26 protein-coding genes are annotated in these 12,548 nt (G+C 62.1%); all 26 read left to right on the forward strand.

The window, feature by feature from the left end:
* The coding region (rpsJ, locus tag ACXJKR_RS11855) for a 30S ribosomal protein S10 (protein WP_457323013.1) at nucleotides 1–272 on the forward strand (272 nt) is incomplete at its 5' end.
* Between the two features lie 263 nt (nucleotides 273–535).
* Nucleotides 536–1,207: a 50S ribosomal protein L3 gene (gene rplC / locus ACXJKR_RS11860; protein ID WP_056194263.1), complete on the forward strand. Its 672-nt coding sequence runs from the start codon at nucleotides 536–538 to the stop codon at nucleotides 1,205–1,207.
* Nucleotides 1,207–1,827, forward strand: a complete 621-nt coding sequence (gene rplD / locus ACXJKR_RS11865) for a 50S ribosomal protein L4 (RefSeq protein ID WP_056194259.1) — start codon at nucleotides 1,207–1,209, stop codon at nucleotides 1,825–1,827. The genes rplC and rplD overlap by 1 nt, the downstream gene beginning before the upstream one ends.
* A complete protein-coding gene (rplW, locus tag ACXJKR_RS11870; RefSeq protein WP_056194256.1) occupies nucleotides 1,824–2,138 on the forward strand; it encodes a 50S ribosomal protein L23 in 315 nt (104 codons plus the stop codon). The genes rplD and rplW overlap by 4 nt, the downstream gene beginning before the upstream one ends.
* Nucleotides 2,139–2,963, forward strand: a complete 825-nt coding sequence (rplB, locus tag ACXJKR_RS11875; RefSeq protein WP_457323014.1) for a 50S ribosomal protein L2 — start codon at nucleotides 2,139–2,141, stop codon at nucleotides 2,961–2,963.
* Between the two features lie 10 nt (nucleotides 2,964–2,973).
* Nucleotides 2,974–3,252: a 30S ribosomal protein S19 gene (gene rpsS, locus ACXJKR_RS11880; protein WP_056194250.1), complete on the forward strand. Its 279-nt coding sequence runs from the start codon at nucleotides 2,974–2,976 to the stop codon at nucleotides 3,250–3,252.
* Nucleotides 3,253–3,263: 11 nt separating this feature from the next.
* Nucleotides 3,264–3,593: a 50S ribosomal protein L22 gene (gene rplV / locus ACXJKR_RS11885; protein ID WP_457323015.1), complete on the forward strand. Its 330-nt coding sequence runs from the start codon at nucleotides 3,264–3,266 to the stop codon at nucleotides 3,591–3,593.
* Nucleotides 3,594–3,607: 14 nt separating this feature from the next.
* Entirely contained in the window at nucleotides 3,608–4,471 is an 864-nt protein-coding gene (gene rpsC / locus ACXJKR_RS11890) for a 30S ribosomal protein S3 (protein ID WP_457323016.1), read from the forward strand.
* Between the two features lie 2 nt (nucleotides 4,472–4,473).
* Complete coding sequence (gene rplP / locus ACXJKR_RS11895) at nucleotides 4,474–4,890, forward strand: 50S ribosomal protein L16 (RefSeq protein WP_056194244.1); 417 nt, start codon at nucleotides 4,474–4,476, stop codon at nucleotides 4,888–4,890.
* 10 nt (nucleotides 4,891–4,900) lie between these two features.
* On the forward strand, nucleotides 4,901–5,101 hold the full coding sequence (gene rpmC, locus ACXJKR_RS11900; RefSeq protein ID WP_056194241.1) for a 50S ribosomal protein L29: 201 nt from the start codon (nucleotides 4,901–4,903) through the stop codon (nucleotides 5,099–5,101).
* On the forward strand, nucleotides 5,098–5,376 hold the full coding sequence (gene rpsQ, locus ACXJKR_RS11905) for a 30S ribosomal protein S17 (protein ID WP_457323017.1): 279 nt from the start codon (nucleotides 5,098–5,100) through the stop codon (nucleotides 5,374–5,376). The genes rpmC and rpsQ overlap by 4 nt, the downstream gene beginning before the upstream one ends.
* A 93-nt stretch (nucleotides 5,377–5,469) precedes the next feature.
* Nucleotides 5,470–5,979, forward strand: coding sequence for a redoxin family protein (locus ACXJKR_RS11910; RefSeq protein ID WP_457323018.1), 510 nt, complete (start codon nucleotides 5,470–5,472; stop codon nucleotides 5,977–5,979).
* A 290-nt stretch (nucleotides 5,980–6,269) separates the two neighbouring features.
* Nucleotides 6,270–6,638, forward strand: coding sequence for a 50S ribosomal protein L14 (gene rplN, locus ACXJKR_RS11915; protein WP_056194233.1), 369 nt, complete (start codon nucleotides 6,270–6,272; stop codon nucleotides 6,636–6,638).
* A 23-nt stretch (nucleotides 6,639–6,661) separates the two neighbouring features.
* Entirely contained in the window at nucleotides 6,662–6,976 is a 315-nt protein-coding gene (rplX, locus tag ACXJKR_RS11920) for a 50S ribosomal protein L24 (protein WP_056264780.1), read from the forward strand.
* Nucleotides 6,977–6,986: 10 nt separating this feature from the next.
* Nucleotides 6,987–7,526 carry a 50S ribosomal protein L5 gene (gene rplE, locus ACXJKR_RS11925; RefSeq protein WP_056194227.1) on the forward strand — a complete coding sequence of 180 codons (540 nt, stop codon included), beginning with the start codon at nucleotides 6,987–6,989 and terminating at the stop codon, nucleotides 7,524–7,526.
* Between the two features lie 8 nt (nucleotides 7,527–7,534).
* The gene (rpsN, locus tag ACXJKR_RS11930) at nucleotides 7,535–7,840 is read left to right on the forward strand and encodes a 30S ribosomal protein S14 (RefSeq protein WP_056194224.1); all 306 of its coding nucleotides are present in this window, start codon (nucleotides 7,535–7,537) and stop codon (nucleotides 7,838–7,840) included.
* A 23-nt stretch (nucleotides 7,841–7,863) separates the two neighbouring features.
* Complete coding sequence (gene rpsH, locus ACXJKR_RS11935; protein WP_457323019.1) at nucleotides 7,864–8,259, forward strand: 30S ribosomal protein S8; 396 nt, start codon at nucleotides 7,864–7,866, stop codon at nucleotides 8,257–8,259.
* A 17-nt stretch (nucleotides 8,260–8,276) separates the two neighbouring features.
* Nucleotides 8,277–8,810 carry a 50S ribosomal protein L6 gene (gene rplF / locus ACXJKR_RS11940; protein ID WP_457323020.1) on the forward strand — a complete coding sequence of 178 codons (534 nt, stop codon included), beginning with the start codon at nucleotides 8,277–8,279 and terminating at the stop codon, nucleotides 8,808–8,810.
* Nucleotides 8,811–8,821: 11 nt separating this feature from the next.
* The gene (gene rplR, locus ACXJKR_RS11945; RefSeq protein ID WP_056194215.1) at nucleotides 8,822–9,181 is read left to right on the forward strand and encodes a 50S ribosomal protein L18; all 360 of its coding nucleotides are present in this window, start codon (nucleotides 8,822–8,824) and stop codon (nucleotides 9,179–9,181) included.
* An 18-nt stretch (nucleotides 9,182–9,199) separates the two neighbouring features.
* Nucleotides 9,200–9,721, forward strand: a complete 522-nt coding sequence (rpsE, locus tag ACXJKR_RS11950; RefSeq protein WP_056194212.1) for a 30S ribosomal protein S5 — start codon at nucleotides 9,200–9,202, stop codon at nucleotides 9,719–9,721.
* A gap of 20 nt (nucleotides 9,722–9,741) precedes the next feature.
* Complete coding sequence (rpmD, locus tag ACXJKR_RS11955) at nucleotides 9,742–9,924, forward strand: 50S ribosomal protein L30 (protein WP_056194210.1); 183 nt, start codon at nucleotides 9,742–9,744, stop codon at nucleotides 9,922–9,924.
* A 25-nt stretch (nucleotides 9,925–9,949) separates the two neighbouring features.
* The gene (gene rplO, locus ACXJKR_RS11960; RefSeq protein WP_056194207.1) at nucleotides 9,950–10,381 is read left to right on the forward strand and encodes a 50S ribosomal protein L15; all 432 of its coding nucleotides are present in this window, start codon (nucleotides 9,950–9,952) and stop codon (nucleotides 10,379–10,381) included.
* Between the two features lie 28 nt (nucleotides 10,382–10,409).
* A complete protein-coding gene (secY, locus tag ACXJKR_RS11965) occupies nucleotides 10,410–11,717 on the forward strand; it encodes a preprotein translocase subunit SecY (protein WP_056194205.1) in 1,308 nt (435 codons plus the stop codon).
* Nucleotides 11,718–11,775: 58 nt separating this feature from the next.
* A complete protein-coding gene (infA, locus tag ACXJKR_RS11970; protein ID WP_009855680.1) occupies nucleotides 11,776–11,994 on the forward strand; it encodes a translation initiation factor IF-1 in 219 nt (72 codons plus the stop codon).
* Nucleotides 11,995–12,051: 57 nt separating this feature from the next.
* Nucleotides 12,052–12,165: a 50S ribosomal protein L36 gene (gene rpmJ / locus ACXJKR_RS11975; RefSeq protein ID WP_056194202.1), complete on the forward strand. Its 114-nt coding sequence runs from the start codon at nucleotides 12,052–12,054 to the stop codon at nucleotides 12,163–12,165.
* 34 nt (nucleotides 12,166–12,199) lie between these two features.
* Nucleotides 12,200–12,548 (forward strand): 30S ribosomal protein S13 (rpsM, locus tag ACXJKR_RS11980; protein ID WP_457323021.1); only part of this gene is annotated, 349 nt, incomplete at its 3' end.

Genomic DNA, 12,548 nt, shown 5'->3' on the forward strand with positions numbered 1-12,548 from the left:
ATTACAAGCTGATCGACCAGTCGGCCCTCGAGATCGTCGAGACCGCCAAGCGCACCGGCGCCATCGTCAAGGGCCCCGTGCCCCTGCCGACGCGCATGGAACGTTTCGACATCCTGCGTTCGCCCCACGTCAACAAGACGAGTCGCGACCAGTTCGAGATCCGCACCCACCAGCGTCTGATGGACATCGTCGACCCGACCGACAAGACGGTTGATGCCCTGATGAAGCTCGACCTGCCCGCCGGCGTCGACGTCGAAATCAAGCTGCAGTAATTCCGAGCCTTCGGGCTTGGTAATCCGAGACCCCGGTTCTGCCTCGGCAGGCCGGGGTCTTGTCTTTTGTGCTGGGCGGGGCCTAACGCTTGCATCGGGGCAACCCCGCAGGCTATACTCACCAGCTTTTCCGGGTTGGCCTATGCCTGCTCGGATATTCGCGCGGTGTTTCGCAAGAGATCCTGCACAAGTCAGCCCGGCCAATCGATGTCGGGTGTTCGCAATAGCTTCCGAGGCGTGAGCCGACGGGGCTGGAGAAAAACATGAGTCTGAGCAACCGTCTCGGTTTGCTGGGCCGCAAGGTGGGCATGATGCGCATCTTCACGGACGATGGCGATGCCATCCCTGTGACGGTGCTGGACGTGTCCAACAACCGCGTGACCCAGGTCAAGACCCAAGAGACCGACGGCTACAGCGCCATTCAAGTGGCGTTCGGTACGCGCAAAGCTTCGCGCGTCACCAAGCCTGAAGCCGGCCACCTTGCCAAGGCAGGTGTCGAAGCCGGTGAAATCCTCAAGGAATTCCGCGTCGAAGCCGACGTCGCAGCCCAGTACCAAGCTGGCGCGACCGTTCCGGTGACGTTGTTCGCCGCCGGCCAGCTGGTCGACGTGCAGGGCACGTCCATCGGCAAGGGCTTTGCGGGCACCATCAAGCGCCACAACTTCAGCTCGCAGCGCGCGTCGCACGGTAACAGCCGTTCGCACAACGTGCCGGGCTCGATCTCGATGGCGCAAGACCCGGGCCGTGTGTTCCCGGGCAAGAAGATGACCGGCCACATGGGCGACGAAACCTGCACCACGCAGAACCTGGACATCGTGCGCGTTGACGAAGCCCGTCAACTGCTGCTGGTCCGCGGCGCGGTCCCGGGTTCCAAGAACGGCCACATCGTCGTTCGCCCGGCCGTCAAGGTCAAAGTCAAGAAGGGAGCCAACTGATGCAGCTCGAGCTCCTGAACGAGCAGGGTCAGGCCACCGCCAAGGTGGAAGCGCCTGACACCATCTTCGCTCGCGACTACAACGAAGCCCTGGTGCACCAGGTGGTCGTGGCCTTCCAGGCCAACGCCCGCCAAGGCACTCGTGCCCAGAAGGACCGTGAACAGGTTCATCACTCGACCAAGAAGCCTTTCCGCCAGAAGGGCACCGGCCGCGCTCGCGCCGGTATGACCTCGTCGCCGCTGTGGCGCGGGGGCGGTCGCATCTTCCCGAACATGCCTGACGAGAACTTCTCGCACAAGCTGAACAAGAAGATGTACCGCGCCGGCATGGCTGCGATCCTGTCGCAGCTGGCCCGCGAAGGCCGCCTGGCCGTGGTGGATTCGATCTCGATCGAAGCCCCCAAGACCAAGCTGCTGGCCGCCAAGTTCAAGGCCATGGGCCTGGACTCGGTGCTGGTCATCTCCGATGTCGTGGATGACAACCTGCTGCTGGCTTCGCGCAACCTGGCCAATGTGCTGGTCGTCGAGCCGCGCTACGCCGACCCCCTGTCGCTGGTCTTCTACAAGAAGGTGCTGGTGACCAAGGCTGCGGTCGAGCAACTCAAGGAGATGCTGGCATGAGCGCCCCCAAGTATTCCGAAGGCCGTCTGGCCTCCGTGCTGCTCGCGCCCATCGTGTCCGAAAAGGCCACGCAAGTTGCCGAGAAGCACAACCAGGTCCTGTTCAAGGTCCTGCGCGACGCCACCAAGCCCGAAATCAAGGCCGCTGTTGAACTGATGTTCAAGGTCGAGGTCGAGTCGGTCAACGTCGTCCAGGTCAAGGGCAAGACGAAGCGCTTTGGTGGCCGTGCCGGCCGCCGTGACCACGTCAAGAAGGCCTATGTGGCCCTCAAGGCCGGTCAAGAGCTCAATTTCTCCGGGGAGGCCGCGTAAATGGCCATCGTCAAAGTCAAACCTACCTCGCCCGGTCGCCGTGGCGTCGTCAAGGTGGTGCACAAGCACCTGCACAAGGGCGCGCCCCATGCAGCTTTGCTTGAGCCGCAAATCCAGAATTCGGGCCGCAACAACAACGGTCACATCACGATTCGCCACAAGGGCGGTGGTCACAAGCACCACTACCGCGTGGTCGACTTCAAGCGCAACAAGGACGGCATTCCGGCCAAGGTCGAGASYATCGAGTACGACCCSAACCGCACSGCCCACATTGCGCTGGTGGTGTACGCCGACGGCGAACGCCGCTACGTGATCGCTCCGCGCGGTCTGGAAGTGGGTTCGACCATCCTGAGCGGCGCGGAAGCCCCGATCAAGGCTGGCAACACGCTGCCGATCCGCAACATCCCGGTGGGCTCGACGATTCACTGCATCGAGCTGCAGCCTGGCAAGGGTGCCCAGATGATCCGTTCGGCCGGCACGTCTGCGGTCCTGATGGCTCGCGAAGGCGTTTACGCCCAGATCCGTCTGCGCTCCGGCGAAGTCCGCCGCGTGCACGTCGACTGCCGCGCCACCATCGGTGAAGTGAGCAACGAAGAGCACAGCCTGCGCCAGTACGGCAAGGCCGGCGCGATCCGCTGGAAGGGTATCCGTCCGACCGTTCGCGGTGTGGCGATGAACCCGGTGGATCACCCGCACGGTGGTGGCGAAGGCCGCACCGGCGAGGGCCAGGTCCCTGTGTCGCCGTGGAACACCCTGACGAAGGGCTACCGCACTCGCAACAACAAGCGCACGCAGACGTTCATCGTCTCGCGTCGCAAGAAGTAAGGGCTAGGCCATGACCCGTTCGCTGAAGAAGGGCCCCTTCGTTGACCACCATCTGATGGCCAAGGTCGACAAGGCTGTTGCCATTAAAGACAAGAAGCCCATCAAGACTTGGTCGCGCCGCTCGACGATCCTGCCCGAGTTCATCGGTCTGACGATCGCCGTGCACAACGGCAAGCAGCACGTGCCGGTTTATGTGTCTGACCAGATGGTCGGCCACAAGCTGGGTGAATTCGCACTGACCCGCACCTTCAAAGGCCATCCGGCCGACAAGAAGGCCGGGAAGAAGTAAGGATGCCGACGATGGAAACCAAAGCAATCGTTCGCGGCGTTCGCCTCTCGTGTGACAAGGGTCGCCTCGTGGCTGACCTGATCCGCGGCAAGAAGGTGGACCACGCCCTCAACATCCTGGAATTCACCCAGAAGAAGKCGGCCGTCATCATCAAGAAGGCGCTGGAAAGCGCCATCGCCAACGCCGAGCACAACGACGGCGCTGACATTGATGAACTCAAGGTCACCTCGATCTACGTCGAGCAGGGTGCCACGCTGAAGCGCTTCTCGGCTCGCGCCAAGGGTCGCGGCAACCGCATCAGCAAGCCCACCTGCCACATCTTTGTGGCTGTCGGCAACTAAGGCGCAAGAAGACTATGGGACAGAAAATCCATCCGGTTGGCTTTCGCCTTCCTGTCACCCGTAACTGGGCTTCGCGCTGGTATGCGAACAATCAGAACTTCGCCACGATGCTGGCCGAAGATCTGCGTGTTCGCGAGTACCTGAAGGCCAAGCTCAAGAATGCTGCCGTTTCGCGCATCCTGATCGAGCGCCCCGCCAAGAACGCACGMATCACGATCTACTCGGCTCGCCCGGGCGTCGTGATCGGCAAGAAGGGCGAGGACATCGAAGCGCTGAAGGCTGAACTGACCAAGCGTCTGGGCGTGCCCGTCGCTGTCAACATCGAAGAAGTGCGCAAGCCCGAAGTCGATGCTCAGCTGATCGCCGACTCGATCACCCAGCAGCTCGAGAAGCGCATCATGTTCCGCCGCGCCATGAAGCGCGCGATGCAGAACGCGATGCGTCTGGGTGCCCAGGGCATCAAGATCATGAGCGCTGGTCGTCTGAACGGCATCGAAATCGCTCGTACCGAGTGGTATCGCGAAGGTCGTGTGCCCCTGCACACCCTGAAGGCCGACATCGACTACGGCTTCTCCGAAGCCAAGACCACCTACGGCGTCATCGGCGTCAAGGTCTGGGTCTACCGCGGTGACCGTCTTGCCAATGGCGAGGCTCCGGTCATCAACACCCCCGCAGGCGCCGAAGACGATCGTCGCCCGCGCCGTAACGCCCGTCCGGGCGCTCCTGGTGGCCGTGGCCGTCCGGGTGGCGACCGTGGCTCGCGTGACGGAGCAGATCAGCCCGCTGCCGCCGCCCCCACGGGTGACGCAGCCAAGCCCGCCGCCAAGCGCGTAGTCCGCAAGGTCCCCGCAGCCGGTGGTGAGGCCAAAGGAGAATAAGCATGCTGCAACCCGCTCGTCGTAAATACCGCAAGGAGCAGAAGGGCCGCAACACGGGTGTTGCGACCCGAGGTGCTGCGGTGTCTTTCGGTGATTTCGGCCTCAAGGCCACCGAGCGCGGCCGTCTGACGGCCCGCCAGATCGAAGCGGCTCGCCGCGCGATCTCGCGCCACATCAAGCGCGGTGGTCGAATCTTCATCCGCGTGTTCCCGGACAAGCCCATCTCGCAAAAGCCTGCCGAAGTTCGGATGGGTAACGGCAAGGGCAACCCCGAGTACTACGTCGCTGAAATCCAGCCCGGCAAGGTGATCTACGAGGTTAACGGCGTTCCCGAGCAACTCGCTCGCGAGGCGTTCACGCTGGCTGCTGCCAAGCTGCCGCTGCGTTGCACCTTCGTGGCCCGCCAGGTCGGCACCTGAGGAAGACACCATGAAAGCAACTGAACTCCGCACCAAGGATGTCGCTGCCCTCGAAAAGGAAGTGACCGACTTGCTGAAGGCCCACTTCGGCCTGCGCATGCAAAAGGCCACCCAGCAGCTGACCAACCACAGCCAACTGGGCAAGACCCGCCGCGACATCGCGCGTGCCAAGACCGTCCTGGCACAAAAGAAGAAGGAGGCCACGAAATGACTGAGGCCCAACAAGTCCAAGCCAAGAACACGCGCACCCTGGTCGGCCGCGTGGTCAGCGACAAGCGTGCCAAGACGGTCACCGTCCTGGTCGAGCGTCGCGCCAAGCACGAGCTCTACGGCAAGATCGTGGCCCGTTCCCGCAAGTACCACGCCCATGACGAAAAGGGCGAGTACAAGATGGGTGACGTCGTCGAGATCAGCGAAGGCCGTCCGATCTCCAAGACCAAGAGCTGGGTCGTGACCCGCCTGGTSGAGAAGGCCGAGATCGTCTAAAGACACCGGTCGCATGACCGCTGCACAACCGGCACGCTGGGCAACTGGCGCGCCGGTTTTTCATTTCCGGAACACTCTCTCAGGAGCGACACCATGATCAAGGTTGGCGACAAGCTGCCCGCAGGCAGCCTGCAGGAATTCATCGAAGTGGAAGGCGGCGGCTGCTCGCTGGGCCCCAACAGCTTCGACATTGAGAAGGCCACGGCCGGCAAGACCATCGCCATCTTTGCGCTGCCAGGCGCTTACACGCCCACCTGCTCTGCCAAGCACGTGCCCGGCTACGTCGAGTCCGCTGATGCCCTGAAGGCCGCGGGTGTCGACGAGATCTGGTGCGTCTCGGTCAACGACGCCTTCGTCATGGGCGCCTGGGGCCGGGACCAGAACACTGCCGGCAAGGTGCGCATGATGGCCGACGGCAGCGCCCAGTTCGCCCAGGCCGCCGGCCTGACGCTGGACCTGACCGCCAAAGGCATGGGCGTGCGCTCGCAGCGCTACTCCATGCTGGTCAAGGATGGCGTCGTCACGACGCTCAACGTCGAAGGCCCCGGGAAGTTCGAGGTCAGCGACGCCGCGACGATGCTGGCCCAGGCCAAATCGGCGTGATGTCCAGGTCGAGTCGGCCTGAGCCGACTCGACTCGCTGGGCCGGTATCGCCGGTTCAGCAAAAACTTCGCGCTAGGCATTGACGCCCCAAGGGTTCTCACTGCATAATGCGCAGCTTCGCCGAACACCAGCGCACCTGCTACGCAGCTGCCCTGAGCTGGTTTCGGATCCGCCCTCAACCGTTGGGCAGCAAGGCGCCAGTCGCCAAGCTGAACGACTTACGGGCCCAAGACTGACCGACGCGCAGCATTCAAAAGAATGCGGCAACTCGGGGCAAGTTGGGGACAGACATGATCCAAATGCAATCGCGGCTTGATGTCGCGGACAACACTGGTGCGAAGTCCGTTCAGTGCATCAAGGTGCTGGGCGGCTCCAAGCGCCGCTATGCGCACATTGGCGACATCATCAAGGTCAGCATCAAAGAAGCTGCCCCGCGTGGTCGCGTGAAGAAGGGCGAGGTCTACAGCGCCGTGGTGGTTCGTACCGCCAAGGGCGTGCGTCGCCAGGACGGCTCGCTCGTCAAGTTCGACGGCAATGCCGCCGTGCTGCTCAACGCCAAGCTGGAGCCGATCGGCACCCGCATCTTCGGCCCGGTCACGCGTGAACTGCGTACCGAGCGCTTCATGAAGATCGTGTCGCTGGCGCCCGAGGTGCTTTGAGCCCCCACAGTCTGAGGTAAGCCATGAACAAGATTCGTACCGGCGACCAGGTCATTGTGCTGACCGGCCGCGACAAGGGTAAGCGCGGCACTGTGTCCGCCCGCACCGATGTCGACCACGTGGTGGTTGATGGCATCAATGTCGTCAAGAAGCACGTCAAGCCCAATCCCATGAAGGGCACCACCGGCGGYGTCGTCGACAAGACCATGCCTATCCATCAATCCAACGTGGCGATCTTCAACGCCGCATCCGGCAAGGCCGATCGAGTGGGCGTCAAGCTCGTCGACGGCAAGCGGGTGCGCGTGTTCAAGTCGACCGGCGAAGAGATCAAGGCTTAAGAGGTCCGACATGGCTCGTCTTCAAACGCATTACCGCGAAAAAATCGTGCCCGGCCTGGTCGAGAAATTCGGCTACAAGTCGGTCATGGAGGTGCCCCGCATCACCAAGATCACGCTCAACATGGGCGTGAGCGAGGCCGTCGCCGACAAGAAGGTCATGGACCACGCTGTGGGTGACCTGACCAAGATCGCCGGCCAGAAGCCCGTCGTCACGAAGTCGAAGAAGGCAATCGCCGGCTTCAAGATCCGTGATGCGGTGCCCATCGGCGCGATGGTGACCTTGCGCGGCGTCCAGATGTATGAATTCCTGGATCGTTTCGTGACGATCGCCCTGCCGCGCGTTCGTGACTTCCGGGGTATCTCCGGTCGCTCGTTCGACGGCCGTGGCAACTACAACATCGGCGTCAAAGAACAGATCATTTTCCCCGAAATCGAATACGACAAGGTGGATGCTCTGCGTGGTCTGAACATCAGCATCACGACGACCGCCAAGACGGACGACGAAGCCAAGGCTCTCCTGGCTGCGTTCAAGTTCCCGTTCAAGAACTGAGGTGATCTGTGGCTAAAACTTCCATCAAGCAACGTGAACTGAAGCGCGAAGCACTCGTCGCCAAGTTCGCGAAGAAGTACGCAGAACTGAAGGCCATCATCGACGACAGCAAGAAGTCGGATGAAGAGCGCTACGCCGCTCGCCTCGAGCTGCAGAAGCTGCCCCGTAACGCCTACCCGACTCGCCTGCGCAACCGCTGCGAGCTGACCGGTCGTCCGCGTGGCACCTTCCGCAAGTTCGGCCTGGCCCGTAACAAGATTCGTGAACTGGCCTTCAAGGGCGACATCCCCGGTGTCGTCAAGGCCAGCTGGTAATCGGCCGATAGGAGTATTCGCAAATGAGCATGAGTGATCCCATCGCCGATATGCTGACCCGCATTCGTAACGCGCAGATCGTCGAAAAGACGAGCGTTGCCATGCCGTCGTCCAAGCTGAAGGTGGCGATTGCCAAGGTCCTGAAGGACGAAGGCTATATCGACGACTTCGCCGTTCGCGGCGAGGCAGCACGCCCCGAGCTGGAAATCGCGCTGAAGTACTACGCTGGCCGTCCGGTCATCGAACGTATCGAGCGCGTCCGCCGCCCCGGCCTGCGCATCTACAAGGGCCGTCACGACATCCCTCAGGTCATGAATGGCCTGGGTGTGGCGATCGTCACGACCCCGCAAGGCGTCATGACGGACCGCAAGGCTCGCGCTGCCGGTATCGGCGGCGAAGTGCTCTGCTACGTCGCCTAAGCGAAGGAGTAGGAACAATGTCCCGCGTTGGAAAAATGCCGGTCAACGTCCCGCAAGGCGTGGATGTGACCGTCGCAGCTGATTCGATCAGCGTCAAGGGCTCGCTCGGCACGCTGGTGCGTCAGTCGAACAAGCTCGTCACCGTCAAGAACGAAGCCGGCAAGCTGAGCTTCGTTCCCGCCAACGAATCGGCTGAAGCCGATGCGATGAGCGGCACGATGCGTGCGCTGGTGGCCAATATGGTCAGCGGTGTGAGCAAGGGTTTCGAGCGCAAGCTGAACCTGGTGGGCGTGGGTTTCCGCGCCCAGGCCCAGGGCCAGAAGCTCAACCTGCAGATCGGCTTCTCTCACCCCGTGGTGAAGGACATGCCGGCTGGTATCAAGGTCGAGTGCCCGACCCAGACGGAAATCGTCATCAAGGGCRCTGACCGTCAGGTCGTCGGCCAGATCGCCGCCGAGGTGCGCGCCTTCCGTCCGCCTGAGCCCTACAAGGGCAAGGGCATCCGTTATTCGGATGAGAAGGTCTCCCTCAAAGAGACCAAGAAGAAGTAAGGAGCAGCGCCATGATGACCAAGAAAGAACAACGCCTGCGTCGTTCGCGCCAGACCCGCGCTCGCATTGCGATCCAGCGCGTGGCCCGTCTGACGGTGTTCCGCTCCAACCTGCATATCTACGCCCAAGTCGTCTCGGAAGACGGCGCCAAGGTGTTGGCTGCAGCCTCCACTGCCGAGAAGTCGGTCCGCGAACAGCTGAGCAGCAACGGCGGCAACGTCGCCGCTGCCACGCTGGTGGGCAAGCTGATCGCCGAGAAGGCCAAGGCCGCTGGCGTCGAGAAGGTTGCCTTCGACCGCTCCGGTTTTGCCTACCACGGCCGTGTCAAGGCCCTGGCCGAAGCAGCCCGCGAAGCCGGCCTGCAGTTCTGACGCATCAAGGAATAAGAAATGGCAAAGTTTCAACCCCGCGGCGCTCAGGCTGAAGGCAACGACGACGGCCTGAAGGAAAAGATGATCGCGGTCAACCGCGTGACCAAGGTTGTGAAGGGTGGCCGTACGCTGTCCTTCGCCGCTCTGACCGTGGTCGGTGATGGCGATGGCCGCATCGGCATGGGCAAGGGCAAAGCCAAGGAAGTGCCGGTCGCCGTGCAAAAGGCCATGGAGTCGGCTCGCCGCAACATGGTCAAGGTCAGCCTGAAGAACGGCACCATCCACCACAACGTGGTGGGCGAGCACGGTGCTGCACACGTCATCATGGCCCCGGCTCCTGCCGGTACCGGCGTCATCGCCGGCGGCCCGATGCGCGCCGTTTTCGAAGTGATGGGCGTGACCGACATCGTGACCAAGAGCCACGGTTCGACCAACCCTTACAACATGGTCCGCGCCACGCTGGACGCTCTGAAGCGTTCAACCACGCCGGCCTCTGTCGCAGCCAAGCGCGGCAAGACTGTTGAAGAAATCTTCAACTGATCGCCCAAGCGGAGCACAAGATGTCTGACAAGAAAACCGTGACGGTCAAGCTGGTGCGTAGCCCCATCGGCTGCCGCGCCTCGCACCGTGCCACCGTGGTCGGCCTGGGTCTGCGTCGGCTGAACAGCCAGAGCACCCTGGAAGACACGCCCGCAGTGCGCGGCATGATCAACAAGATCGCTTATCTGGTGCAAGTGCTCTAAGCGCGGCACACAAGAGGACAAGACGATGGAACTCAACACGATCAAGCCCGCTGAGGGCTCCAAGCATGCCAAGCGCCGTGTCGGCCGCGGCATCGGCTCGGGCCTGGGCAAGACCGCAGGTCGTGGCCACAAGGGCCAGAAGTCCCGCGCTGGTGGCTACCACAAGGTCGGCTTCGAAGGCGGCCAGATGCCGCTGCAACGTCGCCTGCCCAAGCGTGGCTTCAAGTCGCTGACGCTGAAGTACAGCGTCGAGATCAACCTGTCGGACCTGCAAGGTCTGGCCGGCGAAGAGATCGACGTGTCGACGCTGAAGGCGGTCGGCCTGGTGCCCCAACTGGCCAAGTCGGTCAAGGTCATCCTGTCCGGCGCCATCGAGCGCAAGGTCACGCTGAAGGGCGTGAACGCCACGAAGGGCGCCAAGGCGGCCATCGAGGCGGCCGGCGGCTCGGTCGCTTAATTCACAGCGCACAAGGAACTGATCCAGCGTGGCTACCAACGCGAATCAGCTGGCCAAGAGCGGCAAGTTCGGCGACCTGCGTCGTCGGCTTGTGTTCCTGCTGCTGGCTCTGGTCGTCTACCGCATCGGGGCGCATATCCCCGTGCCCGGTATCGACCCGAACCAGCTGGCCCAATTCTTCAAGGGCCAGGCCGGTGGCATCCTGAGCCTGTTCAACATGTTCTCGGGCGGCGCGCTGTCGCGCTTCACCGTGTTCGCGTTGGGCATTACGCCTTACATCTCGGCGTCCATCGTTTTACAGCTGATGACCTACGTCGTGCCGACGCTGGAACAGCTGAAGAAGGAAGGCGAAGCCGGGCGTCGCAAGATCACCCAGTACACGCGTTATGCGACGCTGGGTCTGGCTCTGTTCCAGAGCCTGTCGATCGCATTGGCGCTGGAAGGCTCTGCTGGCCTGGTGCTGAACCCTGGTTTCGGCTTCCGCCTGACCGCAGTGTCCAGCCTGGTGGCCGGCACGATGTTCCTGATGTGGCTGGGTGAGCAGATCACCGAGCGCGGTCTGGGCAATGGCATCTCGATCCTGATCTTTGGCGGTATCGCCGCGGGTCTGCCGGGTGCGATCGGTGGCCTGTTCGAGCTGGTGCGTACCGGTGCGATGGGTTACGGCTCGGCGCTGATCGTGATCTCGCTGGTCGTGCTGGTGACCTTCGCCGTGGTCTTCGTCGAACGTGGCCAACGCAAGATCCTCGTGAACTATGCGAAGCGCCAGGTCGGCAACAAGGTCTACGGCGGCCAGTCGTCGCACCTGCCGCTGAAGCTGAACATGTCCGGCGTGATCCCGCCGATCTTCGCCTCGTCGATCATCCTGCTGCCGACAACGGTGGTGAGCTGGTTCGCGACGGGTGATGGTCTGCGCTGGTTGAAGGACCTGGCCGGCATGGTCAGCCCGGGTCAGCCGATCTATGTGCTGCTGTATTCGGCTGCCATCGTGTTCTTCTGCTTCTTCTACACGGCGCTGGTGTTCAACAGTCGTGAGACCGCAGACAACCTGAAGAAGAGTGGCGCGTTCATTCCGGGCATTCGTCCGGGTGAGCAGACCGCCAAGCACATCGACAAGATCCTTTCGCGGCTCACGCTGGCTGGTGCGATCTACATCACGCTGGTCTGCCTGCTGCCCGAATTCCTGACGCTGAAGTACAACGTTCCGTTCTACTTCGGTGGCACTTCCCTGTTGATCATCGTCGTCGTGACGATGGACTTCTGGGCCCAGGTGCAGAGCTACATCATGAGTCAGCAGTACGAGTCACTGCTGAAGAAGGCCAGCTTCAAGCCCTGAGGGCGCGGAGCTGATCGTTAACCAAGATTGATTCCAACAACAATCCTGAACGTACGGCATGGCGAAAGACGACGTCATTCAAATGCAGGGCGAGATTCTTGAGAACCTCCCCAACGCCACGTTCAGAGTCAAGTTGGAGAACGGGCATGTCGTTCTCGGTCACATCTCCGGCAAGATGCGGATGCACTACATCCGCATCCTGCCTGGCGACAAAGTGACCGTAGAGCTGACACCCTACGATTTGAGTCGTGCTCGCATCGTGTTCCGGGCGAAGTGAGCTGTTTGAACCCCCGGACGCGTGTGAGCGCAAAGAAGTTAGGCCAAGGAGCAGACCATGAAAGTTTCGGCATCCGTTAAGCAGATGTGCCGCAATTGCAAGATCATCCGCCGCAAGGGCGTGGTGCGTGTGATCTGCACCGACCCGCGCCACAAGCAGCGCCAGGGCTGAGCCCCAGCTCGCACGACAGGACTAGAGGACAACCATGGCACGTATTGCTGGTATCAACATTCCGCCGCAAAAGCACACTGAGATCGGTCTGACCTCGATCTACGGCATTGGCCGTACGACCGCTCAGCAGATCTGCACGAACTGCGGCATTCCGTTCGACAAGAAGGTCAAGGACCTGAACGACGGCGATCTCGAAAAGATCCGTGACGAGGTCAACAAGTTGACCATCGAAGGTGACCTGCGCCGTGAGCAGTCCATCAACATCAAGCGTCTGATGGACCTCGGTTGCTACCGCGGCTTCCGTCACCGCCGTGGCCTGCCGATGCGTGGTCAACGCACCCGTACGAATGCCCGTACCCGCAAGGGTCCGCGCAAGTCGGCTG

Source organism: Roseateles sp. P5_E11 (assembly GCF_054049355.1).

Excerpts from the sequence above, each read along its gene's own strand:
- rplC (WP_056194263.1), top strand. The coding sequence starts at position 536 with ATGAGTCTGAGCAACCGTCTCGGTTTGCTGGGCCGCAAGGTGGGCATG.
- rplD (WP_056194259.1), top strand. The coding sequence starts at position 1,207 with ATGCAGCTCGAGCTCCTGAACGAGCAGGGTCAGGCCACCGCCAAGGTG.
- rplW (WP_056194256.1), top strand. The coding sequence starts at position 1,824 with ATGAGCGCCCCCAAGTATTCCGAAGGCCGTCTGGCCTCCGTGCTGCTC.
- rpsS (WP_056194250.1), top strand. The coding sequence starts at position 2,974 with ATGACCCGTTCGCTGAAGAAGGGCCCCTTCGTTGACCACCATCTGATG.
- rplP (WP_056194244.1), top strand. The coding sequence starts at position 4,474 with ATGCTGCAACCCGCTCGTCGTAAATACCGCAAGGAGCAGAAGGGCCGC.
- rpmC (WP_056194241.1), top strand. The coding sequence starts at position 4,901 with ATGAAAGCAACTGAACTCCGCACCAAGGATGTCGCTGCCCTCGAAAAG.
- ACXJKR_RS11910 (WP_457323018.1), top strand. The coding sequence starts at position 5,470 with ATGATCAAGGTTGGCGACAAGCTGCCCGCAGGCAGCCTGCAGGAATTC.
- rplN (WP_056194233.1), top strand. The coding sequence starts at position 6,270 with ATGATCCAAATGCAATCGCGGCTTGATGTCGCGGACAACACTGGTGCG.
- rplE (WP_056194227.1), top strand. The coding sequence starts at position 6,987 with ATGGCTCGTCTTCAAACGCATTACCGCGAAAAAATCGTGCCCGGCCTG.
- rpsH (WP_457323019.1), top strand. The coding sequence starts at position 7,864 with ATGAGCATGAGTGATCCCATCGCCGATATGCTGACCCGCATTCGTAAC.
- rplR (WP_056194215.1), top strand. The coding sequence starts at position 8,822 with ATGATGACCAAGAAAGAACAACGCCTGCGTCGTTCGCGCCAGACCCGC.
- rpsE (WP_056194212.1), top strand. The coding sequence starts at position 9,200 with ATGGCAAAGTTTCAACCCCGCGGCGCTCAGGCTGAAGGCAACGACGAC.
- rpmD (WP_056194210.1), top strand. The coding sequence starts at position 9,742 with ATGTCTGACAAGAAAACCGTGACGGTCAAGCTGGTGCGTAGCCCCATC.
- rplO (WP_056194207.1), top strand. The coding sequence starts at position 9,950 with ATGGAACTCAACACGATCAAGCCCGCTGAGGGCTCCAAGCATGCCAAG.
- infA (WP_009855680.1), top strand. The coding sequence starts at position 11,776 with ATGGCGAAAGACGACGTCATTCAAATGCAGGGCGAGATTCTTGAGAAC.
- rpmJ (WP_056194202.1), top strand. The coding sequence starts at position 12,052 with ATGAAAGTTTCGGCATCCGTTAAGCAGATGTGCCGCAATTGCAAGATC.